Genomic DNA, 23,670 nt, shown 5'->3' with positions numbered 1-23,670 from the left:
GAACCGATGTTGATTCAACATGAAATCCGCATGCACCGATACGTGGAATGGATCGATCCGCCGTGCGAACGTTCTCAGAGCCCGACGTCGCCGGTCGCTGGTGCTGCTGCGTGCGACGGGTCCGTCGCCGGGGTGGCCGGGTCGGCGGCGGGATCGGTGCCGGTTTCCGCCCGGGTCAGCATCTCAACGGCCTTGGCCACGGCCGGGTTGGCACTCTCGTCACTCCAGGCAACGTCGAGGTGCACGATATTCAGGCTGTCGGCCGGAGAGTGCGTGTCGAGGTCACGAAAGACCACTCCTTCCGGAGCGAAGCGCTGGGCGGATGCCGGCACGAGCGTGAGGCCGAGCCCCGCCTGCACGAGGGCCAGCAGGGCCGGGACCTGGCTCGCGTACTGGATCACCACCGGCTGGCTCTCACTGGCGGCGAAGAGCCGCAGGAGCAGGTCGTGAAAGTATCGGGCTTCCGTGGGCGAATACATCAGCAGGCGCTCGCGGTCGAAGTCCAGCAGCGAGATCGGGCCGGGAGGCAGGGCCAGGTGACTGGTCGCGGGGATCGCCGCAACCATCCGCTCTGACATGATCTGCCGCGTACTGATGCCGGGGCGCGCCACCAGGGGCCGCAACAGCCCCAGGTCCACCGTGCCCTTGACGAGCTGGTCCATCTGATCGGTGGTCACGAGTTCGCGCAGCACCAGGCTGACATCGGGCATGTCTTCGGCGGCGCGGCGAATGAAGAGGGGCAGCGCGCTCTGGGCGGCCATGGCCGTGTAGGCCACGGTGAGCGTGCCGGCCACGCCCGACGCCACCCGGCGCACGTCGATGGCCATCTTGGCGGCGAGGTCGAGCACCCGCCGCGCGCTCGGCAGCAGCGACTGCCCGGCGGCGGTCATCTCCACCCGTCGACTCGTGCGGTTGAAGAGCAGGGCGCCGAGCTCACGCTCGAGCAGCTGGATTTGGCGGCTGAGCGGCGGCTGCGTGATGCGCAGGCGTTCGGCGGCGGCCCCGAAGTGCAGCTCTTCGGCCACGGCAACAAAGCATTCCAACTGCACCAGCGAAAACATCGATCTACTCCTTGTATCAGTCTGTGCATATTTTAGCTTGGACTTGAATCGATTTGTCTTTTATCGTTCTGGACATACCCGCTGCCACCCAGAGCCGCCCAGCAATGCGCAGCCGACCTAAGGAGTCCTCCCGTGCTCGACGGAATTCTGTTCTTCCCGATTACGCCCTTCAACGAGGATGACACCGTCAACCACGCGGCGCTCACCGCCCATCTCGAGCACGGCATCGGATACGGCCCCGGTGGAATCTTCGTGGCCTGCGGCACGGGCGAATTCCACACCCTGGCGGTAGACGAATTCACCGAGATCGTGGCCACTACCGTCACGGTGACCGCCGGCCGCACCCCCGTCTTCGCCGGAGTCGGCGGCCCGATCGCCTCCGCGAAGCTGATGGCCCGGAAGGCAGCCGAGGCCGGCGCCGACGGCCTGCTGCTGCTGCCCCCCTACCTCGTGGGCAGCCCCGTCGAGGGCCTGCTCGACTACGTGCGCGCCGTCGCCGATGCCAGCGAGCTGCCGATCATCGTCTACCACCGCGGCAACGCCCAGTTCACGGTGGCGGCCGCGGTGGAGGTCTCCACCTTCCCGACCGTCATCGGCTTCAAAGACGGCGTTGGCGACCTCGATCTGATGAGCCGCATCGTGCGCGCCGTCGAAGACGCGACCACCGCGGCCGGCAAGGAATTCCAGTTCTTCAACGGCCTGCCGACAGCCGAGTCGTCCCAGGCGGCCTACCGCGCCATCGGCGTGGAGCTGTATTCCTCGGCCACCTTCGCCTTCGCCCCCGAGCTCTCGGTCGCTTTCTACGACTCCCTGATCTCGGGCGACACCGAGCTCACGAACGCCCTCAGCCGCGAGTTCTTCCACCCACTCGTAGCCCTGCGCGACCAGGCTCCCGGCTATGCCGTGGCGCTGGTCAAGGCGGGCGCCCGACTCGGCGGCATCCAGACCGGGGCCGTGCGCCCGCCGCTGCGCGACATCACGGCGGCGCACGAGGCCGAGCTGGTCAGCATCATCGCCGCGGGGCGCCGCGTCCTCGCCGATCGCGCCGTGCTGGTCGGCTGAACCTTCCACGGATGAAGCCGGCGTCCATATACGTAGACGTCGATGGGACGCTCGGCTAGGCTCACCAGCATCTGGGCGTCCAAGGACGGGCGCCTCACGAAGGAGATGACCATGTCGCTTTCCGCCATTCCGAACGTGAGCGTGCCCAGCGAGCCCAGCGACACCGGAACCCCGATGGAATCCGGGGTGCGCGACGTGAAGTCCGCGGCGCGTACCGTGGAGCTGCTCGAGCTGCTGGCCGGGCGCCAGAACCGGCCCACCAGCATCCGGGAGCTGAGCGAGGCGATGAACGTGCCGCGCAGCAGCCTGCACGCGCTCCTGCGCACGCTCGCCAAACACGGCTGGGTGAGCGGTGACAGCTCGGGGTCGCTGTACCGGATCGGCATCCGTGCCCTGCTGGCCGGCACCAGCTACCTCGACGCCGACCCCTACCTGCCGATCGTGCAGACCTATCTCGACGAGCTGCACGCGCAGTTCGACGAGACCTTCCACTTCGGGCGCCTCGACGGTTTCGACATGGTCTACCTGTCCACCCGGGAGTCGAGCCGGTACTCGCGTCCTCTCAGCAGGGTCGGGCGCCGACTTCCGGCATACGCCACCTCGCTCGGCAAGGCGGTGCTCGCCGAGCGCACCGGCGCCGACCGCTCGCGTCATATCCCGACGGATGCGGCCCGCCTCACCCCCCACACGCTCGCCGTGCGCGCCGACCTCGACCGCGACCTCGAACAGACCCGCGCCCGAGGCTTTGCCATCGACAACGAGGAGAACACGCCCGGCCTGCGCTGCTTCGCAGTGGCCCTTCCCTACGCAGACCCGGCGTCAGACGCGATCAGCGTCTCGCTGCCGTTGGCCGGCCTCGCTCCCGCACGAGAGGCGGAGGTCATCTCCGCGCTGCGCCTGGCCGGGCAGAAGGTCTGCAGAATCGTGCGCCCGATCAAGGACGCCGCCTGGATTTAGTCTGCCGCTTCGATTTCACCTGTTTCCGAAAAGACCTGACACCCGAAGGAGTCACCCGCAGTGACCAGCCCCATCGTCGTATCCGAACGTCACCTCATCACGAAAATCGTGATCACCCCGATCGCCTTTCGCGACCTACCGCTGCTCAACACGGTCGGCGTGCACGAGACCTTCGCCCTGCGCGCGATCGTCGAGATCGAGACCGACTCGGGCTACACGGGCCTCGGCGAGACCTACGGCGACGCCCCGCACCTGGCCCGGCTGAACCTGGTCGCCCGCGAGCTGGTCGGCCTGGACATCTTCAACATCAGCGAGATGCGGCGACGCATCATCGTGTCGCTGCGCGCCGACACCACCGTTGGCGGCCACGGCATGAGCGGCATGGTCACCGGGTCGAGCACGCCCGACAGGGTGCTGTCCCCGTTCGACGTGGCGGCGCTCGACATCCAGGGCAAGGTCGTCGGGCGACCGGTCAGCGACCTGCTCGGCGGCGCCGTGCGCAGCGAAATTGCCTTCAGCGGCTACCTGTTCTACAAGTGGGCGGGCCATCCCGGCCAGGACGACGACTCGTGGGGCGCTGCGCTCGACCCGGCCGGAATCGTCGCCCAGGCCCAGCGCATGGTCACCGACTTCGGGTTCACCGCGCTCAAGCTCAAGGGCGGTGTGTTCACGCCCGAAGAAGAGATCGACGCCGTGCTCGAGCTGCACCGGGCCTTCCCGACGCATCCGCTGCGCCTCGACCCGAACGGCGCCTGGACGGTGCCCACCTCGGTCAGGGTCGGGCAGGCCCTCGACGGCGTGCTCGAGTACCTCGAAGACCCGACCCCCGGCATCCCGGGCATGGCCGCGGTGCGGCGCGCGGTGCCGATGCCGCTGGCCACCAACATGTGCGTGGTGAGCTTCGACGACGTGGCCCCGGCCGTGCGCGAGGGTGCCGTCGACGTGATCCTCTCCGACCACCATTTCTGGGGCGGGCTGCGGCGCTCTCAGGCCCTCGCCGGCATCACCGAGACCTTCGACCTCGGGCTGTCGATGCACTCCAATTCGCACCTCGGCATCAGCCTCGCGGCCATGGTGCACCTCGCTGCGGCGACGCCCAACCTCGACTATGCCTGCGACACCCACTGGCCGTGGAAGGACACCGACCAGGACGTGATCGTGCCGGGCGTGCTGTCATTCCATCACGGAGCCGTTGCCGTGCCCACCACTCCCGGCCTCGGGGTGGAACTCGACCGCGACGCCCTCGCACGCCTGCACGAGCAGTACCTGAAGTCGGGGCTGCTGAACCGCGACGACACCGGCTACATGCAGCGCATCCAGCCCGACTACGAGCTGCAAAGCCCGCGCTGGTGAGCGCCGAGACCGCTTTCACCGCGCAGCGGGTGCTCGTGACGGACAACATCATGAGCCGGTTCGAAGCGGAGCTCACCCAGGGCGACGGGGGCAACGACTGGACCATCGCGAACTCCTGGAGCGAGCAGCAGGTGCTCGGCGCGCTGCCGACCACGGATGTGCTGGTCTGCTCCTCGATGTCCCCGGCGATGGTGGCCGCCGCAGCGCGGCTGCGGCTCGTGCACGTCACGGGGGCGGGGTTCGACAAGATCCCGCTCGCGTCGCTCGCGCCCCGGACCCGGGTCGCGAACACCTTCCACCACGGCGAGCCGATCGCCGAGCACGTCATCATGACCGCCCTAATGCTGTCCCGCCGCGTGATTCCGGTCGACCGCGAGATGCGCGCCGGGACCTGGCGCACGGTCGCCAACGACCCTGCGGTGCCGTTCCATGTCAGCCTGCGGGGTCAAACCCTCGGGCTGCTCGGCTTCGGCGGCATCGGGCAGGAGGTGGCGCGCCTGGCCGCAGGCCTCGGCATGCGCGTGCGCGCCGTGCGGCACAACCCGGCTGGCGCCGTGCCCGCTGACCTGACCCTCGACTGGGTCGGCGGCCTCGACGAGCTGCCCGAGCTGCTCGGCAGCAGCGATGTCGTCGTGGTGACCCTGCCGCTCAGCGACGCCACCCGTGGCGTGATCAACGCCGAGGCCCTCGGCCAGATGCGGCCGACCGCGATCCTCATCAACGTGGCCCGCGGGCCGCTCGTCGACGAGGACGCGCTCGTGGAAGCCCTGGACGACAAGCGCATTGCGGGCGCCGGGCTCGACGTGTGGTGGGGCGCTCCGAACGCCACCGGCGCCGCGCCATCCGCCGTCGCCCGCTTCGCCGGCTTCGACACGGTCGTGCTCACACCGCACTACTCGGGGCACGCCGAGCGCACCTTTCAGCTGCGCGCCGCCGACATCGCCGCGAACGTCGACAACCTGGCCCACGGCCGCCCGCTTGCCCGCGTCGTGCACTGACGCCCGACGAGTGGGCGCAAATCGCCCCTTCACCTTCACGAGTGGGCTCAAACGGACCCTTGCCCGGCGTTCACGGGGCAGATTGCGCCCACTCGCGCGGTGCGGCCAGGCGTCATGGGGCATTGTGCGCCCGCTCAGACGCGCGCATCGCGGCGTCAGAGCAGCTGGGCACCGATCAGCAGCACCGCGCCGAGAGCGGATGCCGCGAGCGCCGTCATCCGCAGCCGCCGGTGGTTCAGGAACCGGTTCACGAACCGCGACAGCACATAGCCCACCAGCACCGCGGGCACCATCCAAGCCGCCAGCTGCAGCGTTGCCGGGGTGACCGTGCCGAGCGCGGCGAGTGCGATCAGCGAGATTGACGAGCCCACCAGGAAGAACGCGCTCATGGTGCCGCGCAGCTGCGGCCCCCGCGAGCGCTGCCAGATCAGCGCCATCGGGGCGCCGCCGATCGACGTGGCCGTTCCCATCACGCCGGATGCCGCCCCTGCGGTGATGAGGGAGACCCGATTGGGTACGGGCGCCCAGCCGGAGAGCGCCATCACCACACCGCCGAGCACGACGACCGCCACGGCCCAGGCCAGCCCGCTCGCGGGCAGCACAAAGACCAGCCACGCCCCGATCAGGCTGCCCGGTATGCGCCCCACGAGGGCCCAGCCCGCGCCCCTGAGGTCGAGGTGCGAGCGTTCCTTCAGGGCCACCGCCGCTGTGAGGAGCACCGCGAGCATGATCACCGTGCCCGGCAGCAGGGTCGGGTCAATGAGCCCGATCACGGGTGCGGCAAGCATACCCATGCCGAAGCCGATCGACGCCTGCAGGGCTGACGCCGCCACGATCGCCACCGCGATGATGGCGATCTCCAGCCCGGTCACGAGCGCCGGCCGTACGCCCGGGCGCTCACGATGTGGGTGCGAGCAAGTTCACCGCGTTCTTGGGCTTGATCGGGGCACCAGCCGTCTTCAGATCCTCGGGCGTCATGGGAAAGTGGCACTCCGCCGCGTGGAGGGGCTCCGCCGCCGAGCTCGATGCCGGCGGCGGCGTCGTGGCGCACACGTCCTGCGCCTTCCAGCAGCGGGTGCGGAATCGGCAGCCGCTCGGCGGGTCGAGCGGCGAGGGCATCTCGCCCTCGAGCACGATCCGGTTGCGCGGGGTCAGCCCGCTCACATCCAGGTGCGGCGACGCCGACATCAGGGCGGCTGTGTAGGGGTGCCGGGGCCGGTCGAAGACCTGCTCGGTGGTTCCGGTCTCCACGATACGACCGAGGTACATCACGGCGACCCGGTCGGCGACGTGGCGCACCACCGACAGGTCGTGCGAGATGAAGATGTAGGCCACGCCGAGACGTTTCTGCAGGTCGTTGAGCAGGTTGAGCACCTGCGCCTGCACCGACAGGTCGAGCGCCGAGACGGGCTCATCGAGCACGATGACGTCGGGGTCGAGTGCCAGGGCGCGGGCGATGCCGATGCGCTGGCGCTGGCCGCCGGAGAATTCCTGCGGGGACTTGCCGCCGTCGCTCGGGCGCAGGCCCACGAGTTCCATGAGTTCCGCCAGGCGGGCCGCGCGGGCCTTCTTGCCCGGGTACAGGTCGGTGTGGGTGGCCCAGGGCTCCGAGATGATCTCCCCGGCGGTCATGCGGGCGTTGAGGGAGGCGAACGGGTCCTGGAAGACCATCTGCACCCGGCGCCGCCAGGCCAGCAGCTGCTTGCCCTTGAGCCCGAAGGGGTCGGTTCCCTCGAAGCGGATGCTGCCCTCGTCCGGCTGCTCCAGCATCAGCAGGGTGCGGGCCAGGGTGGACTTGCCGCAACCCGATTCACCCACGAGCCCCAGCGTCTCGCCGTGGCCCACGTGCAGGTCGATCTTGTCGAGCGCGCAGAGCACGTTGTTGCCGCGGCCGGGAACGTGGAAGTTCTTGGTGAGCCCGCGCACGTCGAGCAACGGAACCGGCGCAAGGGTAGAGGCGATGGTGTCAGACATTGTCCAGCTCCTTGCTGTCGGTCGTCAGTGCGAAGTGGCAGGCCACGGTGCGGTTGCCGTCGCCCTCCGGCTCGAGGGCGGGGCGGATGGCTCGGCAGACGTCCTGCACGAGCGGGCAGCGGGACTGGTAGACACATCCCTCGGGGATGCGGTGCAGTTCGGGAGGGGACCCGGCGATCGAGTTCAGGTCGGCGCCACGCCCCACATCCGCCGGCACGGAATCGAGCAGTCCGCGGGTGTACGGGTGCTTGGGCGAGCCGAAGACCTCGCGCACCGGGCCGGTCTCCACGACGTTGCCGGCGTACATCACGGCCACGGTGTCGGCCTCCTCCGCAACGAGGGCGAGGTCGTGGGTGATCAGCACGACGGCCATGTGGCTCTCGGTGCGGAGGTCCCGCAGCAGCTTCATGATCTGGGCCTGCACGGTCACGTCGAGCGCGGTCGTGGGTTCATCGGCGATCAACAGCCGGGGGTTGAGGGCCACGGCCATCGCGATCAGGATGCGCTGGCGCATACCCCCTGAGAACTGGTGCGGGAACGAGTCGACGCGGGTTTCCGGCTGCGGGATGCCGACGTGGCCCATCAGTTCGATGGCCTTGACCCTCGCGGCCTTCTTCGAGAGGCCCTGGTGGATGCGAAACGCCTCGCCGAGCTGGGTTCCCACGGTGTACACCGGGTTGAGGGCAGTGAGGGCGTCCTGGAAGACGATGCCCAGCTCGGGGCCGGCATACTTCAGGCGCTGCTTAGGGGTGAGGGCGGCCAGATCGGTGCCGTTCAGCACGACCGTGCCGCCGGTGACGTCGGCGACCGGGTCGAGCAGGCCCGCGACGGCTTTGGCCGTCATCGACTTGCCGCAGCCGGATTCGCCGAGCAGGGCTAAGGTGCGCCCCGCACGGGCCTCGAAGCTGACGTTGTTCACGGCTCGCAACACGCCCTTGGGGGTGCGGATGTCCACGTCGAGCCCGGTCACGGTGAGAACGACCTCGTTCTCGGTGAGCTGGTCGCGGGACGCCAAGGCGGTCTGGCTGGAACGGGCGGTCTGGGTGGTCACGACTGAACCTCCTTCGGGGTGATGCGCCGGATCATCCGCTTGCGAGGCAGCGTGAGCCGCCAGCGCTGGGCGGGGTCGGTCGCGATGCGCAGCCAGGCGGCGAGAACGTTGGCGGCGACGGTGGTGAGCACGATCGCAAGTCCCGGGAAGAACGACAGCCACCAGGCGGTCTGCAGGTACTGGCGGCCCTGGGCGACCATGAGACCCCAGCTCACGTCCGGCGGCTGGATGCCGATGCCCAGAAAGCTCAGCGAACTCTCGGCGAGCATCACGTAGCAGAATTCGAGTGTGGCGAGGGTGAGCAGGGTGGGTGTCACGACGGGAATGACGTGGCGACGGATGATGGCGTTCGGCTTGGTGCCGAAGGTGCGGGCCGCGTCGACGAAGGTACGGCTCTGCAGCTCCGCCGATTCGGCGCGCGCGGTGCGCAGGTAGATCGGGATGCGCGTGACCGCGAGGATCAGCACGATGTTGGCGGCGCTCGGCGAGAACACGTAGAGGATGACCACGGCGAGCAGCAGCGACGGGAAGCTCATGATGACGTCGGCGATGCGCATCGAGACGGTCTCGCGGATGCCGCGGTGATAGCCGGCCCAGACGCCCCAGAGCGATCCGACGATCAGGGAGATGCCGACCGCGGGCAGGGCCACCGAGAGGGTGGTCTGCGTGGCCACGACGAGGCGGGCGACCATGCTGCGGCCGAGGGAGTCGCTGCCGAGGATAAAGGCCCAGCCGTCACCGAGGCTGAACGGCGGCCGGTTGGTGGCGCTGAGATCCTGGCGGGTGGCGAGGTCGCTCATCAGGGTCGGGCCGAACAGGGCGGTCAGCCCGACGAAGACGAGCACGATCGCGGCGGCCGTGGCGAAGCGGTCCTTGAGCAGCAGGTGGAAGAGGCTGGCCTTCTTGTCGGGCAACTCCGGCCGGGGCAGGGCGATCGCTTCGGTGCCAGGCGGGGCGACGGCGCGGCCCCCGGTGGGCAGCTGGTTCACGTTGCGGGGCGGCTTAGACATGGGCGTTCCGTTCCTTCGGCTCGACGGCGACGGCAGCGGCGGGCACGACGGCCTTGGGGGCCTTCGAGCGTTTGCCGGCGGGGCGCACCCGGGCGTCGAGCCCGGCGTAACCGAGGTCGATCAGGATGTTGAGGATGAAGATCGAGATGGCGGTCAGGAGCACCGCCGCCTGCAGAACCGCGAAGTCACGCTGCAGGATCGAGTCGATCATGAGCTTTCCGATGCCGGGCCAGCCGAAGATCGACTCGACGACGACCGCGCCGTTGACCAGGCCCACGGCCAGGTCGCCGGCCACCGTCAGGGCCGGCGCCGCCGCGTTGCGCAGGGCGTGCCGGGTGACGACCCGGTACTCGCTGGCACCCTTGCTGCGGGCTAGTTTGATGTAGGGCTCAGACAGTGACGAGACCATGGCGCCGCGCACGATCTGCACGAGCACCCCGAACGGGCGCAACAGCAGGGTGAGGATCGGCAGCACCCAGGCGCTCAGTCCGCCGACGCCCGAGGTGGGGACCCAACCGAGGGTGATGGCGAAGACCCAGATGCCCATGATCGCGAGCCAGAAATCGGGAACACTGGCGGCGGCCATCGAGATGAAGCTGGAGATGCGGTCGGCGAGGCCGTTGGGCTTGAGGGCTGCCCAGCTGCCGACGATGACGGCCAGTACGACGGCGAGGAGCATCGTCGTGCCGGCGAGCTGGAGGGTGGCCGGGAAGGCCCGCAGCGCCATGGCGGCTGCGGACTCTCCCGTGCGAAGAGACTCGCCGAAATCCAACCGGAGCACCCCGCCGAAGTAGTCGGCCATCTGCACCCAGATCGGGTCGTCGAGCCCGTTCTTCTCCGTGAAGTCCGCGCGCATCTGCTCGGTGGCGTTCAGGGGGAGGTACAGGCTCGCCGGGTTACCGGTCAGGCGAGCCAGGGCGAAGACGCCCAGGATCACCACGAGCAGGGGAAGTGCGCTGGAGACGATTCTGCGTCTGAGGAATGTCAGCATGAGTGTCTTCTACCTTTGAATGGCTGTCAGCGGATGCGCAGTGTCAGCGGTTGCATCAGCTCGCGGGGGTGATCTCCGCGATGCGGAGTTCGTCGCCCGAGGAGGAGTTCGGCTCGTAGTTCACATTCGCCGCCTTGCCGATAATGCCGGTCTGGTGCGAAATGAACGCGAACTGCACGATTTCATCGTTCTGGTATTCGAAGATGTCCTCGTAGGCGGCCTGGCGGTCGGCTCCGGTCTCGGTCGATGCCGCTTCCAGCATGGCGTCGAACTCGGCCGTGCCGTAGACGCTCTGCGCACCGGTCGTGGTCATGTACTGGTCGGCGCTGAACTGGGCATCCCCGGCCTGGTTGCCGTGCTGGATCAGCAGGGCGATGGCACCCTCGTTCTCGACGAACGGACGCAGCTGGTACTGCAGGTGCTGGGTGGTGTCGACCATCTTGAGTTCCACGGTGAGGCCGGCCTGGGTGAGCTGCTCCTGCAGCACCTGGGCCATCTCGGATACCTTCGGGAACTGCGCGTTGCGGGCGACAATGGTGATCGTGTCGTCAACGGGAACGCCATCGGCCTTGGCCTCGGCGACGAGCGCTTTGGCCTGCTCGACGTCGAATTCCCACGGCTCGAGGTCGGCGTTGTGGCCCACGATGCCTTCCGGCACGAGCTGGGCGGCCGGGAGGTGCGCGCCCTGGTAGAGGGAGTCGATGATGCCCGACTTGTCGATGGCGTAGTTTACGGCCTCACGAACGCGTATGTCGTTGAGGGGCGCGATCTCGGCGGTCATGCGCAGGCCGACCGTCTCGTTGTTGGGGTAGTCGATACCGAGGTCGCCGGCGCCGTCGTCCGGACCGAGGCCCATCGCGAGGTCAGCTTCGCCGCTCGTGATCATGGCCGCGCGAACCGTGCCCTCGGAGCGCCACTGGTACTCGGCGGTCGCGTAGGCGGGAGCGTCACCCCAGTAGCTGTCGTTGCGCTCGAGGGTGAGCTTGGTGCCGGCATCCCACTGGGCGATGGCATAGGGGCCGGTGCCGATGGGCTCGCGGACCTTGGCCGTGCCATCCGTCGAGGTCGGCACGATCTCGATGAACGAGAGCCGCAGCGGCAGGATGGGGTCGGGCGAGACGGTGGTCACCGTGAGGGTCGTGTCATCGACGGCGTTCACGACGAGGTCATCGTCGCCGAACACGTAGCCCTCGACGTTGCAGGCGAGGTCGGAGTTGACGGCCCGGTCAATCGTGAAGGCCGCCGCTTCGGCGTTGAAGGGGGTGCCGTCGGAGAAAGTCACGTCGTCACGCAGGGTGAAGGTCCACTCGGTGTCGCTCGTCTGCTCCCACGACGTGGCGAGCAACGGGTCGAGGTCACCGGTTGTGGGGTTGCGCTCCACGAGCGGCTCGGTGATGTTGGACCGCGTGACGACACCGGTCGAGGTGAGGTTGGACTCACAGGCCTCGAGCGTCGGCGGTTCCTGCTGCAGGACGATGCGGATGGTGTCGGACGACTCGCCGCCGCCCGTCGGTTCGGAATTGGCGACCGCACACGAGCTCAGCAGCAGCACGGTGCTCGCGGCGACCGCGGCGCCGACGATGACACCCTGGGGTGACCGTGCACTACGGGTAAAAGAAAACTTCATTGGTTCCTCCGGTTGATCTGGCACACGGGGTGATCTCACACAAAGCTGTGTCGAGCGCAGCGTCTGCGCTGCCCTCTCGTCTACGGATGAAGCTGGAGTCTGTGCTTGTAGACACGCCCTAGCTTGTGGGGCCATGCAGGCAAGGTCAAGGCACGAATGTATTGCGGGCCGGCGTCGACGGTGCCCCGAGGGCGGTTTTCGGCAGTTGTGCCCCATCGTGGGCCCCCTGGCGCCGCGGAAATACGCGGAAGTCAACCGGGAACACCCGTTTCATTCACCGCGGGTATCGATCCATACGAATTACGTGTTGGACGGTATCGGTCCCGGAAACTAACCTGCGAATGTGACTATCAACGCAGACGTCCAAGCCGCGGGTCTTTCGGCGCCGACAATTCCCACCCGTGCGCCCGAGCGTGTCCTGCAGGTCGGGCCCCTGATGCCGATCGTGCAGGCCACGATCGCAGCCGAGCACGGGGCTGTGCGGGTTCCCGACGGAGTCGAACGAGCGGCGTTTCTCGCCGAACACGGCTCGGAGTTCACCGTGGCCGTCACGTCGGGCAAGGTCGGCGTCGACGCCGAGCTGATGGCCGCACTGCCCAATCTTCGCGCGGTGGTCAATTTCGGCGTCGGCTATGACACGACGGATGTCGCCCAGGCTCGCGCCCGCGGCATCCTGATCAGCAACACTCCCGACGTACTCAACGACTGCGTGGCCGACACGGCTCTTGCCCTGCTGTTGGACGTCTTTCGGCGCACGAGCGCGGCCGACCGTTTCGTGCGCCGCGGCGACTGGCTGAACGGTAACTTCCCGCTCGCCACCAAGCTCTCCGGCAAGCGCATCGGCATTGTCGGCCTGGGGCGCATCGGCACGGCCATCGCCCAGCGCGTCGAGGGATTCAACTGCGTGATCTCGTACCACAACCGCAAGCCAGCCGTCGGGGTGGACTACCGCTACGTGGCTTCGCTCACCGAACTCGCCACCGACTCCGACGCCCTCATCGTGGCGGCCGCCGGCGGTAGCGACTCCGTAAAACTCATCACCGCGGAGGTTCTTGCGGCCCTCGGCCCGCAGGGAGTCCTCATCAACATTGCGCGCGGCACCGTCGTCGACGAAGCTGCACTGGTCGAGGCCCTGCTGAGCGGAGCACTCGGCGGCGCTGGCCTCGATGTCTTCGAGGCCGAACCCCACGTTCCCGAGGCGCTGCTCGCCCTCGACAACGTGGTGCTGCTCCCGCACCTTGCCAGCGGGACAACCGAAACCCGAGCGATGATGGCGGATCTGACCCTGGCCAACCTGCACAGTTTCCTGCTCGACGGCAGCCTGGTCACCCCCGTTTCGCACTGATGCGCGCCCGACTTCTCCTGATGCGTGATCAGGCGGCAGTCCTCCCGACGAGCGCCCCCGACCGTCGACGCCGCCGTTACGGCGAGCGCAGGGCGAGCGCGGCCGTGAGCACCGCGGCGAGGCTGTCCCGAATCTGTTCCCGGGTCACACCGTCGGGGTCGGCCGCGACCTCGATCGCGAGGCCGTTCACGGTTGCGAGCAGCATCATCGCGAGCACGCTGTAATCGTTCGGGTCGGCCGATCCGCCGAAGGGCGCCGCCCGGTCGGCGATGGTCGCGGCGAGCAGATCGCGGCGGATGCGGCGCTGGGCCTGGTAGACCGCGCCCACCTCGGAGTCACGGCCGGCCTGGATGGTGAATTCGACGACGAGCGTGTGCCAGGCCTGTTCCCGCAGCACCTCGTCGGCCAGGCGAGCCGCCGAATACTGCAGCAGCTCACCGAAGGAGGAGAAGTCCGCGGACTTGGCGAGAAAGTCGGCGGTGATGCCGGCGAGGCGCTCGGCGAGCAGGCTCGCGAAGAGTTCCTGCTTGGAGCCGAAATTGGAGTAGATGGCACCCTTCGTGTAGCCAGCGCGCTCGGCGATCACGTCGAGGCGCGCCGCCAGGTAGCCGGTCTCCTCGAAGACCTCGACGGCGGCTTCGAGCAGGGCCGCGCGCACGTCTTCGCGGCGCGGGCGGCGTCGAACGGAGCCGGAGACGGTCAGATCGACGGCGGGGTCGGGCGGGGATACGGATGGCTGCAGGGTCGTCTCGGACATTGACTCCAGTGTCTCAGATTTCGGCGCCTGAAAGCGCTATGAATACTTTAAGTTTTTGATACTGAAAGTATTGAAACCGTGCGAGACTGGCTGACATGACAGCTGAGACCACCAGGGCCACCATCATCCGCGCCACCGCGATGACGATCGCCGGTACCGGGCCACGCCTGCGTGCGGGTGTCGACCTGCACGTTGCCGCGGGCGACCTGTGCGTCATCGCCGGGTCATTCGGCTCCGGCAAGTCGGCCCTCGCCCTTACGCTCGCCGGGCGCATGAAGGCAAGCACCGGCGAGCTCACCGTGCTCGGCCACGAGCTGCCCCGGCAGGCGAGCCCGGTGCGGCAGCGGGTAGCCCTCGCCAACAACACGGCCATCAATGCCCTCGACGACACCCTCACGGTCGGCCAGCACGTCGCGGAGGCCATTGTGTTGAACGGGCCGTGGTGGCGCCCCTGGACCACCCACGCCCAGGTCGATGCCATCATCGCGCGTGCCAACGCGGTCATCGATTCCCTCGCGCCGACCAACGCCGACTCCAACGCCGACTCCACCGCACGGCAGGCGCACCGCCTCGAACCGCTGTGGCGGGACGAGATCGTCGCGAGCACGCAGCCGTTGCCGCGCCTCGTGCTCGGCGTGGTGCTGGCCCTCATGTCGGCACCGGAGGTGCTCGTCATCGATGACCTCGACGTGCTGCGCGACACCGATGACCGTCGGCTCGCCTGGGCGAGCCTGCTGGTTCTGACGACCCAGCGCATCCCGAACCTGACGATCATCGTGACCTGCCAGGACACGCGTGAGCTTGGCGAGGCCGTGCTGGCCCTTGCCGCGTCACACGCCGACGGATCGCTGCGTCGGGTCACGGTGCTCGACCTCGATCTGCCCGCCGCCGCCCTACCCGCTGTCCCGGCTCTCCCCATCCTCGAAGGCGCCTGATGCCCGTATTCTCCCTGCCCCGCATCGAGCTGTCCCGGTTTCGGGTCACCCGCCTGACCAAGGCGGCCCTGGTCGTGATCGCGGTACTCCCGGCGCTCTACGGCGGGCTCTACCTGTCCTCCACCTGGAGCCCCACCGACAACCTCGACCAACTGACGGCCGCGGTCGTGAACAACGACGAGCCGGTGACGACGGATGCCGCCCCCGGCACCACGACGCAGCCCGGCACTCTCGCGGCCGGCGCCGACCTCGCCGACACGCTCACCGGCAGCAGCTCGGACGCCGGCTTCACCTGGGTCGAAACCGATGCGGCCGCCGCACGGGTGGGCCTCGACGACGGCACCTTCGCGGCCACGATCGTGGTGCCGGCCGACTTCTCGGCCCACCTCGCTTCGATGGGCAGCGACTCCCCCGAGCAGGCGCTGCTCACCGTGACCACGAACGACGCCGACAACTACATCGTCGGGCAGGTCAGCAACTCCATCGCCGCCACCCTGCGCCAGCAGGTACAGGGCGGGGCGACCGACTCCTATCTCGACCAGATCTACCTCGCCTTCAGCGCCGTGCACGACGATCTGACGACGGCCGGCAGCGGCGCCACCGACCTCAGTACGGGCGCCGCAACCGCCCACGACGGCTCCACCACGCTCGCGACCGGACTCGACCAGCTGGCCGCCGGCAGCGGCGACGTCGCCACGGGCAGCACCGACCTCACCGCCGGCGCGACGACCCTCGAATCCGGCACCGCCGAGCTGTCAGCGGGCCTCGGCACCCTCACCTCGGCGACCGCGGGGCTGACCGAGCAGACCGGCGCACTGGAGGCGGGGGCGGCATCCGCCCAGTCGGGCAGCAGCACGCTCGCCACCGGCGCCGATGCTCTCACGACCGGCCTCGGCACCGCACAGACCGGGGCCGGCACGCTCGCCAGTGGAGCGGCCGCGGTCGCCACCGGAAGCGCCGCCCTTGCCACGGGCACCGGCGCGCTGGCCACCGGCGCGGACACCCTGTCCACGGCCAGCCGAACGGTCTCCGACGCGGCCGCGGCCCTGCTCTCGAGCTACGAGACCCTCAGCGACGGCCAGCGCCGCGCGCTGCTGCAGCAGCTCGCGGCCGGGGCGAACACGACCGCCGACGGTGCCGAAGCCCTCACGACGAACGCCGCGGTCGCAGCCGACGGGGCCGCGAGAGTCGCGACCGGGGCGAGCGGAGTCAGCACCGGCGCCGCAACCCTGTCCGCCGCCTTCACCCCGCTCACCGAGGGCGCCACGGCGCTGGCAACCGGGGCCCACACCGTGGCGACCGGCCTCGGCACCCTCTCGGCGGGCACGCAGGCGCTCGCGGAGGCAACCCCCGAGCTGCGCGCCGGCATCGTGAACGCGGCCGCCGGGGCCGACGGCGTTGGCGCAGGGGCGGCATCCGTCTCGGCGGGCGCCGGCAGCCTGGCAACGGCAACAACGAGTCTCGCCGCGGGCACGGCGACGGCGGATGCCGGAGCCAACGACCTCGAAACCGGCCTCGGCACGCTCGCCACCGGCACGGCGACCCTGGCCGACGGGCTCACGGCGGGCGCGGAGGCGGTGCCGTCGTACACCGGAGCGCAGCGCGCCGCCCTGACCGATGTCGGGTCGAATCCGATCGCCGTCGACCGGGTGCACGAGAATGCCGTCGACGCCTACGGCGAAGGCATGGCACCGTACTTCATCCCGCTCTCGCTGTGGATCGGCGGCATCGTCACGTTCATGATTTTGCGCGCGCTGTCGCCGCGGGCGCTGGCGTCGACGGCACGCTCCTGGCGGGTCGCCCTCGCCGGGTTCGCGCCCGGCGCGCTGTTCGGCGTGGTTCAGGCGCTTGTGCTGATGGCGGTGCTGATCGGATTCGTGGGGCTGGAGTCGCCGCACCTGCCCGCGGTGATCGCGTTCACGGTGCTCGTCGCCATCGTCTTCACGGCGGTGCACCAGTCACTCGTGGCGCTGCTCGGCGGGGCGGGGCGACTCGTCGCGCTCATCCTGCTCATGCTGCAGCTCACGTCGTCGGGGGGAACGTACCCGGTCGGGGTCTCCCCCGCGTTCTTCCAGGCGATCAGCCCGTTCTTGCCCATGTCCTACGCGGTCTCGGGCCTGCGGCACCTGATCGCGGGTGGCGGGGTGGAGTACGCCTGGGCGGCCGCGGCCCACCTGGTGCTGTTCCTCGGGATCGCCCTCGGGCTGTCGATTATGGCGGCGCACCGCAATCGGTTCTGGAGCGTTGCGCGGCTGCACCCGAGCCTCGCGATCTGAGGCGAGGCCCGGCGGGCGGCTTAGACCTTCTTGACGACGCTGGACTTGAGCTGCATCGCACCGAAGCCGTCGACCTTGCAGTCGATGTCGTGGCCGTCCGTCGCATCCAGCACGAGGCGGATGTTGCGCACCTTGGTGCCGACCTTGATGGCGGTGGAGCTGCCCTTGAACTTGAGGTCCTTGATCACGCTGACGGTGTCGCCGTCGGTGAGCACGGTTCCGAAGGCATCCTTGATGACCTCGTCCTGCGCCTCTTCGACCGGTTCGTCATTCCATTCATGGCCGCAGAGCGGGCACACGAGCAGGGCGCCCATTTCATAGGTCAGGTCACTGGAGCATTTCGGGCACGGGGGCAGAGTTTCATTCACTCCCCCTATATTACTCGCGCCCAATCCTTGCTAAAAGCACCTATCTTCCTATAGATTGTGGAGTGCTACAGAGCACCGACGCAACCGGAGGAACAATGCGCACGAGCACAGCGGCCTTCATGGCCGGAATCACCGCGGGCTCAATCCTGATCGGCGGCCTCACCCTCTATCTCGGCGCCTCGATGTCCGACACCGCCACCGCCGAGTCGGCTGGCACGAGCGAGTCCTTCGTGATGAGCGGCATCACCAGCGACGTGACGCGGGAGCCCGCTCCGACGGCCCCCGCAGATCCTTCGATGGCGCCGGCGCCGGTCGCCCCGCCCATCCCGGTCGCCCTCGACCCGATGTCCGCCGCGTACAACCCGTTCCTCGAGCCGAGCGACCCGGCCTACGTGACCGAGGCGGAGATGACCACCTGGTACGCGCTGCAGGACGTGATCCGACAGTGCATGACCGAGCAGGGCCTCGAGTTTCTCGACTTCGACTGGCGGTTGAATGAGAGCCCCCAGCCGCCGCGTCAGGAGTTCGCCGAGAGAGAAGCCTGGCTGCAGGCGATGTACGGCGCAAATCGCTTGAATCCCTCCTCCGACTGGCGTGAGAGCGGATGCTCCGGCTACGGCCTGCACATCACCGGCGACACCGTCCACTGATCACGAGAAGGAGTCGACGACATGCACCTGCACCTCGGGAAAACACGCATCACCAAGACCATCGCCCTCACCACGGCCGGGCTCGCCACAGCCGGGCTGCTCGCAGCCGCGGTCGCGCTGCTCCCACCCGGCTCCGCGGCCAGCGGCCCCGCAGCCACCCTCACCCTGACGGGACAGGACAGCGCGGCCGGCACCGCCACCCCGACCAGCACGTCCGTGCCGCAGCCCGCGCCGACCGCGTCGGTCGGTCCGACGACCGGCGCCGAGGCATCCGGCACCGAAGCGGCCACCCCCGCGGCAACAGAGCCGACCACCGCGACCACAGAGCCCGAGACTGGGCCCGTGACCGAGCTCGACGCCGACTCTGCCCTCACGCCGCGCCAGAGCTGGCTCGCCCAGCAGCAACTCGTGCGCGAGTGCATGGCGGCCGAGGGCCACGAGTACCTCTACTTCGAGTGGTGGAACCGGGCCGACGACCACGACCCGGCGGACTACTCGAACCCCGCGCTTCCCGACGGCCTCACCCCGGCCCAGGAAGACGCCTGGGCCTCCGCCCTCGACGGCGACGCGGGCACCGGCGCTGACTACCGCTGGCAGGACGCCGGCTGCTGGGGCGCCATCGTCGAGCAGCTCGGCCGGACCAACTGACCCGTGGGCCCCGCGCCGGTCCGCGATCCCGCCCGCGATCCCGCCCGCGATCCCGCCCGCGTGGAGCCTCATGCGCCTCAAAATTGCTCGTGCGCGTGGCAGGCCAGGCGCACGTGCAGTTTTGCGGCGCATGAGCGCCCGAGCGCGCAGGTTTCGAGCGCAGACGCAGCGTCCGGACGCACGACGTCACGCAGGTTTCGCGCGCACGAGCGGCTTTCGGGCGCACGACGCCCGCGTGAGCGGGCTCAGGCAAAGGCGGGCTCAGGCGGATGCCGTGCTGTACACGTTTTCGATCACGGAGCCCCAGTACGGGCCGAACATGGTGCCCGTCATCGTGCCGTATCCGAAGCTGCTGTTCGAGTTCTGCACCCCGCCGAAGTCGCCGCCCATGAACCACGGGCCGCCCGACGACCCGCCGGTCAGGTCGCAGGGGATCCCCTGCGACTGGGTCTGCGCGTAGGGGTCGGCGATCGCGCCGCCGCCGCAGGTCTGCAGTGATTCGCCGTTGAACGGGGCCATCGCGGGGTACCCGTAGGCCGTGTAGCCGAGGCCACGGCTCTGGTTGAAGGCCACGGTCGAGGCGCCGACGGTGTCGCTCAACGTCGAGCCGGTCGGGGATTGCACGACGGCGAAACCGGTGTCGTAGCTGATGTCGCCATCCTCGCTCCACTGGGTGGGGGCGAAGAGGTCGGTCGCGAGCCACTGGCCGAATGGCGCGGCACCGTTGAGGTAGGCGGGCACGAAGACGACGCGGGAGGCGTAGGCCCCTGGTCCGGAGCTGACGCAGTGCCCGGCCGTCGCCACGGTGTTCTCGTTGGCGGCGACGATCGCGTTGCCGGAGCAGACGTAGTCGAGGCCCTGCAGGGTGAAGAAGACCTTGCCGATGTGGTTCGAGGAGGTTGCCGGCACGGCCGGGGGCGCCGTGTGTGACCCGGAACCGTGGGACCGGGTGCCATGGGACCGACCCCGGGGCGACGCGGACCGGGCAGACTGGGCCGCGGCCTGCGGCGGCTCGTCGGTTTTCCGGGCGGCCTTCTCCTCCACGAGCACGTCGCCCGGCGCCGCGGCCTGCATGCGTTCCGGGGTCCAATAGTGTGAGCCCTGCTCCGCCTGCGGAACGTTCCACTGGTCGACGTCGGTCGTTCGCGAGCCGGCGGCCGGTTGTGCGACAGCGGATGCCCCACCGCCGGCCAGCAGTCCACCCGCCGTGAACAGTGCCCCCACCAGCACCGCCGCGAGGGCACCGGACTTCAGGTTCCGTGTTCTCTTCGGGTTAGGTGTTCTCGTCAGCTTCTGTGTTCTCTCGAGGTTCTGTGTTGTCATGAGCTTCACTCCAGTATCGAAACATCCGCCGGGCCCAGAAACGCCGGTGGTATCTGCCCTGATAGTGGCCCTGATGCTGGTTGTCTACCCTCATTTCGGGATAGTCACCAATCCCGTTGGAGGAAGTCACCGCGAGCCGAAGACGCGCGGCGCTAGCCGAGCAGCGCTCCGAGCCGCCGGGCGGCATCCGTACCGGCCTGGATGGCGAAGCGAATCGTCGATGGCGAGTCCGCGGGTACCACCCCGCTCCGCGAGTTCGGGAATAGCATCCCCTAACGCAGGGGCGTCGCCCTGAGCGCACGCGGACCGTTCCGCCGCAGGCTGGCTCGACAACCGGCCTGAACGGGTGCCGTCTGGGGCCGCTCCCCGGCGGAGTCCCCTTTAGGGAGCTTCCGTTCGTCGATGCGTGACAGCTGTGAGCGCGGCACCCCCGTATAACGGGGTGGCGCGCTCACAGCTGTCATGTATCGACACCATTCGCGCAGACAGCGACGCCGGGGCACTCGTCACCAGCGGATTCCCCGGCGTCGGCCGTTGCGGTGGGTGCGCCCGGCTAGGCGCGTTCCCAGATGGCGGCGAGGCCCTGGCCGCCGCCGATGCACATGGTTTCGAGCAGAAACTGCCCCTCGGTGCGCTGCAGATGCCGCGCTGCGGTCGCCAGGATGCGGGCGCCGGTCGCGCCGACCGGGTGGCCCAGCGAAATGCCGGAGCCGTTGACGTTGGTGCGGTCCCAGTCCTTCTCGGCGAAGTCCCACTCCCGGGTGACGGCGAGCACCTGCGCGGCGAAGGCCTCGTTGAGTTCGATCAGGTCGATGTCGGCCAGGCTCAGTCCGGCCCGTTCCAGGGCGAGTTTCGTGGCCGGCACCGGCCCGAGGCCCATCCGCGAGGGTTCCACCCCGGCGCGCGCCCACGATGCCAGGCGCACGAGCGGGGTGAGGCCGAGTTCGGCGGCGCGTTCGGGGGTGGTCACGATGCAGGCCGCGGCCGCGTCGTTTTGCCCGCTGGCGTTGCCGGCGGTGACGGTGGCGTCGGCATCCGCCGTGCCCAAAATGGGTTTAAGCCCGGCGAGGGCCTCGAGGCTCGTCGCGCGCGGGGTCTCATCGACCGAGACGACGGTGGGGCCCTTGCGGCCGGGAACGGTGACCGGCACGATCTCGTCGGTGAAGCGGCCGGCGGCGACGGATGCCAGGGCGCGGCGCTGCGACTCCACCGCCAGTTCATCCTGTTCCACCCGGCCGAGGTTGTAGTCGCGGCGCAGGTTCTCGGCGGTTTCGAGCATGCCACCCGGAACCGGGAACCGCCGCCCGCCGGCCGTCTCGCGGCCGCGGCCGAGGGCGTCGCGCAACAGCATTCCGGCGGTTCCGGCCACTCCCCAGCGGGAATCGACCGTATAGAAGGGAGCCTGGCTCATCACGTCGACGCCGCCGGCGATGGCGAGGTCACTGACCCCGGTCTGCACCTGCATCGCGGCGTCGAGCACGGCCTGCAGCCCGCTACCGCAGCGGCGGTCGACCTGCACGCCGCCGACCGTGACCGGCAGGCCCGCGTTCAGGGCGGCGACGCGGGCCACCGGGGCGGCTTCGGCGGTGGGATAGGCCTGGCCGAAGATGACGTCGTCGACGAGAGAGCCGTCAAGGCCGGTGCGCTCGATCAGCGCTGCGATCACCGCCGCGGCAAGGTCCGCCGGGGCGACCGTCTTGAAGGCGCCGCCGAACCGGCCGATCGGGGTGCGCAGCGGCTCACAGATGACGACCTGACGCAGCACGGTGGGGTTTCGGGTGTTCGTCATGCGGCAGCTCCATCGGACGTCGGTGTGTCGAGCAGGGTGCGGATTGTCAGCGGCGGCTCCGGCACCAGAAGGGGTGCTTCGGTCGCGGCCTGCACCTCGTCGACGGTGACGCCGGGCGCGAGCTCGCGCAGCACCAGGCCGTCGGGCGTGATGTCGATCACGGCGAGGTCGGTGATGATGCGCGTCACGACGGCCTTGCCGGTCAGCGGCAGATCACAGACCGTCTTGATCTTGTGCTCACCGGTCTTGGTCGTGTGTTCCATCACGACGATGACGGTGTCGGCGCCGTGCACCAGGTCCATCGCGCCGCCCATGCCCTTGATCATCTTGCCCGGCACCGCCCAGTTCGCGATGTCGCCACTGACACTCACCTGCATGGCGCCGAGCACGGCCACGTCGATCAGGCCGCCGCGGATCATGCCGAAGCTCTGCGCCGAGTCGAAGTAGGCCGCGCCCGGGTTCACCGTCACGGTCTCCTTGCCCGCGTTGATGAGCTTCGGGTCGGCTTCACCCTCCCACGGGTAGGGGCCCACGCCGAGCACCCCATTTTCGGAGTGCAGCACCACGTGAACGCCTGCGGGCAGGAAGTTGGGGATCAGCGTCGGGAGGCCGATGCCCAGGTTGACGTAGGAATCCGGGGCGAGTTCCTGGGCGGCGCGGGCCGCCATCTGGTTGCGGGTGAGGGGCATCAGCGCTGTCCGTTCGGGGTTGCCGCCGCGGGGCGCGGCCGGGTCGTCGTCTTCTCGATGGGCAGGTCGGCGGCATCCGCTGCCCCGAGCTGCACGATGCGGTTCACGTAAATTCCGGCCAGGTGCACCTCGTCCGGGTCGATCTGCCCCGGTTCGACGAGTTCGTCGACCTCGGCGATCGTGATGCGGCCGGCCATACCGGCGACCGGGTTGAAGTTGCGGGCCGACTTCTCGAAGACGAGGTTGCCGTGCCGGTCGCCCTTCGCCGCGCGCACGAAGGCGTAGTCGGTCACGATCGCCTCTTCGAGCACGTATTCCTTTTCCGACCCGAGCGAGCTGATCAACCGGGTCTCTTTCGGCGGGCTCGACACCGTGACCTCGCCATCCGGTCCGTAGCGCCACGGCAGCCCGCCGTCGGCGACCATGGTGCCCACCCCGCTCGCGGTGAAGAACGCCGGGATCCCGGTGCCGCCCGCACGCAGCCGCTCGGCGAGGGTGCCCTGCGGGGTCAGTTCGACCTCGAGCTCACCGCCGAGGTAGCGACGGGCGAAGTCCTTGTTCTCTCCTATATATGAGGCAATCACGCGGCTGATCCGGCCCTCGCGCAGCAGTTCGCCGAGTCCCCAGCCGTCGACACCGCAGTTGTTGGAGACCACCCGCAGGTCGGTCGTACCGCGGGCGAGCAGCGCGCGGATGAGCACGATCGGCACGCCGACGAGGCCGAACCCGCCCACGGCGATAGATGCCCCGTCGGGAATATCCGCGACGGCGGCGGCGGCAGTGGAAAATGACTTGTCCATGAGCTG

Annotated in this window: 22 protein-coding genes; 9 read left to right on the top strand and 13 right to left on the bottom strand. The window is 69.1% G+C overall.

All coding sequences use genetic code 11. The features are described from left to right. Positions 1-74 precede the first annotated feature (74 nt). Positions 75-1,061, bottom strand: coding sequence for a LysR family transcriptional regulator (locus D6T64_RS19790; protein ID WP_119976397.1), 987 nt, complete (start codon positions 1,059-1,061; stop codon positions 75-77). Between the two features lie 132 nt (positions 1,062-1,193). Between D6T64_RS19790 and D6T64_RS19785 the strand changes: the two genes are divergently transcribed. The 4 genes from D6T64_RS19785 (at position 1,194) to D6T64_RS19770 (ending at position 5,431) form a co-directional block, all read left to right on the top strand. Then, positions 1,194-2,123 carry a 5-dehydro-4-deoxyglucarate dehydratase gene (locus tag D6T64_RS19785; protein WP_119976396.1) on the top strand — a complete coding sequence of 310 codons (930 nt, stop codon included), beginning with the start codon at positions 1,194-1,196 and terminating at the stop codon, positions 2,121-2,123. A 111-nt stretch (positions 2,124-2,234) separates the two neighbouring features. Next, complete coding sequence (locus D6T64_RS19780; protein ID WP_233551447.1) at positions 2,235-3,080, top strand: IclR family transcriptional regulator; 846 nt, start codon at positions 2,235-2,237, stop codon at positions 3,078-3,080. Between the two features lie 60 nt (positions 3,081-3,140). After that, positions 3,141-4,433 carry a glucarate dehydratase family protein gene (locus D6T64_RS19775; protein ID WP_199719238.1) on the top strand — a complete coding sequence of 431 codons (1,293 nt, stop codon included), beginning with the start codon at positions 3,141-3,143 and terminating at the stop codon, positions 4,431-4,433. Beyond that, on the top strand, positions 4,430-5,431 hold the full coding sequence (locus D6T64_RS19770) for a 2-hydroxyacid dehydrogenase (protein WP_233551445.1): 1,002 nt from the start codon (positions 4,430-4,432) through the stop codon (positions 5,429-5,431). Before D6T64_RS19775 ends, D6T64_RS19770 begins: the two co-directional genes overlap by 4 nt. Positions 5,432-5,586: 155 nt before the next feature. Here D6T64_RS19770 and D6T64_RS19765 read toward each other — a convergent pair whose 3' ends face one another. Genes D6T64_RS19765 through D6T64_RS19740 form a run of 6 tightly spaced genes read right to left on the bottom strand, consistent with a single transcriptional unit; the run spans position 5,587 to position 12,084 of the window. Continuing rightward, positions 5,587-6,303: a sulfite exporter TauE/SafE family protein gene (locus D6T64_RS19765; protein ID WP_119976395.1), complete on the bottom strand. Its 717-nt coding sequence runs from the start codon at positions 6,301-6,303 to the stop codon at positions 5,587-5,589. A 25-nt stretch (positions 6,304-6,328) separates the two neighbouring features. Next, a complete protein-coding gene (locus D6T64_RS19760) occupies positions 6,329-7,405 on the bottom strand; it encodes an ABC transporter ATP-binding protein (protein ID WP_119976394.1) in 1,077 nt (358 codons plus the stop codon). Further along, a complete protein-coding gene (locus D6T64_RS19755; RefSeq protein WP_233551444.1) occupies positions 7,398-8,456 on the bottom strand; it encodes an ABC transporter ATP-binding protein in 1,059 nt (352 codons plus the stop codon). Before D6T64_RS19755 ends, D6T64_RS19760 begins: the two co-directional genes overlap by 8 nt. Then, positions 8,453-9,466 carry an ABC transporter permease gene (locus D6T64_RS19750; RefSeq protein WP_119976393.1) on the bottom strand — a complete coding sequence of 338 codons (1,014 nt, stop codon included), beginning with the start codon at positions 9,464-9,466 and terminating at the stop codon, positions 8,453-8,455. Before D6T64_RS19750 ends, D6T64_RS19755 begins: the two co-directional genes overlap by 4 nt. Next, on the bottom strand, positions 9,459-10,457 hold the full coding sequence (locus D6T64_RS19745) for an ABC transporter permease (protein ID WP_119976392.1): 999 nt from the start codon (positions 10,455-10,457) through the stop codon (positions 9,459-9,461). The genes D6T64_RS19750 and D6T64_RS19745 overlap by 8 nt, the downstream gene beginning before the upstream one ends. A gap of 55 nt (positions 10,458-10,512) precedes the next feature. Further along, a complete protein-coding gene (locus D6T64_RS19740; RefSeq protein ID WP_119976391.1) occupies positions 10,513-12,084 on the bottom strand; it encodes an ABC transporter substrate-binding protein in 1,572 nt (523 codons plus the stop codon). A 343-nt stretch (positions 12,085-12,427) separates the two neighbouring features. Between D6T64_RS19740 and D6T64_RS19735 the strand changes: the two genes are divergently transcribed. Further along, positions 12,428-13,429, top strand: a complete 1,002-nt coding sequence (locus D6T64_RS19735) for a 2-hydroxyacid dehydrogenase (protein WP_233551442.1) — start codon at positions 12,428-12,430, stop codon at positions 13,427-13,429. A 76-nt stretch (positions 13,430-13,505) separates the two neighbouring features. On the opposite strand, the gene D6T64_RS19730 is transcribed toward D6T64_RS19735, so the two are convergent. After that, positions 13,506-14,186, bottom strand: coding sequence for a TetR/AcrR family transcriptional regulator (locus tag D6T64_RS19730; RefSeq protein WP_119976390.1), 681 nt, complete (start codon positions 14,184-14,186; stop codon positions 13,506-13,508). Positions 14,187-14,281: 95 nt separating this feature from the next. On the opposite strand from D6T64_RS19730, the gene D6T64_RS19725 reads away from it, so the two are divergent. Both D6T64_RS19725 and D6T64_RS19720 read left to right on the top strand, forming a co-directional pair. Next, entirely contained in the window at positions 14,282-15,121 is an 840-nt protein-coding gene (locus D6T64_RS19725) for an ATP-binding cassette domain-containing protein (protein WP_119976389.1), read from the top strand. Next, positions 15,121-17,397 (top strand): YhgE/Pip domain-containing protein, encoded by a 2,277-nt coding sequence (locus D6T64_RS19720; protein ID WP_119976388.1) that lies wholly within the window; start codon positions 15,121-15,123, stop codon positions 17,395-17,397. The genes D6T64_RS19725 and D6T64_RS19720 overlap by 1 nt, the downstream gene beginning before the upstream one ends. Before the next feature lie 20 nt (positions 17,398-17,417). Here the strand turns inward: D6T64_RS19720 and D6T64_RS19715 are convergent, their stop codons facing one another. Then, positions 17,418-17,765: a zinc ribbon domain-containing protein YjdM gene (locus D6T64_RS19715; RefSeq protein ID WP_119976387.1), complete on the bottom strand. Its 348-nt coding sequence runs from the start codon at positions 17,763-17,765 to the stop codon at positions 17,418-17,420. 95 nt (positions 17,766-17,860) lie between these two features. On the opposite strand from D6T64_RS19715, the gene D6T64_RS19710 reads away from it, so the two are divergent. Together D6T64_RS19710 and D6T64_RS19705 are read left to right on the top strand one after the other, a co-directional pair. Further along, positions 17,861-18,415: a hypothetical protein gene (locus D6T64_RS19710; RefSeq protein ID WP_119976386.1), complete on the top strand. Its 555-nt coding sequence runs from the start codon at positions 17,861-17,863 to the stop codon at positions 18,413-18,415. Between the two features lie 21 nt (positions 18,416-18,436). Then, positions 18,437-19,063: a hypothetical protein gene (locus D6T64_RS19705; protein ID WP_119976385.1), complete on the top strand. Its 627-nt coding sequence runs from the start codon at positions 18,437-18,439 to the stop codon at positions 19,061-19,063. 261 nt (positions 19,064-19,324) lie between these two features. Here D6T64_RS19705 and D6T64_RS19700 read toward each other — a convergent pair whose 3' ends face one another. The 4 genes from D6T64_RS19700 to D6T64_RS19685 form a co-directional block, all read right to left on the bottom strand. After that, entirely contained in the window at positions 19,325-20,386 is a 1,062-nt protein-coding gene (locus D6T64_RS19700; protein WP_119976384.1) for a trypsin-like serine peptidase, read from the bottom strand. A 553-nt stretch (positions 20,387-20,939) separates the two neighbouring features. After that, complete coding sequence (locus D6T64_RS19695) at positions 20,940-22,175, bottom strand: acetyl-CoA C-acetyltransferase (protein WP_233551440.1); 1,236 nt, start codon at positions 22,173-22,175, stop codon at positions 20,940-20,942. Further along, entirely contained in the window at positions 22,172-22,864 is a 693-nt protein-coding gene (locus D6T64_RS19690) for a 3-oxoacid CoA-transferase subunit B (protein WP_119976383.1), read from the bottom strand. Before D6T64_RS19690 ends, D6T64_RS19695 begins: the two co-directional genes overlap by 4 nt. Further along, complete coding sequence (locus D6T64_RS19685) at positions 22,864-23,664, bottom strand: CoA transferase subunit A (protein ID WP_119976382.1); 801 nt, start codon at positions 23,662-23,664, stop codon at positions 22,864-22,866. Before D6T64_RS19685 ends, D6T64_RS19690 begins: the two co-directional genes overlap by 1 nt. Positions 23,665-23,670 lie beyond the last annotated feature (6 nt).

The organism is Cryobacterium melibiosiphilum (genome assembly GCF_003602235.1).
Taxonomy (GTDB): domain Bacteria; phylum Actinomycetota; class Actinomycetes; order Actinomycetales; family Microbacteriaceae; genus Cryobacterium; species Cryobacterium melibiosiphilum.
Note: the sequence above shows the minus strand (reverse complement) of the source record. Positions and strands in the feature narration are given on the sequence as shown.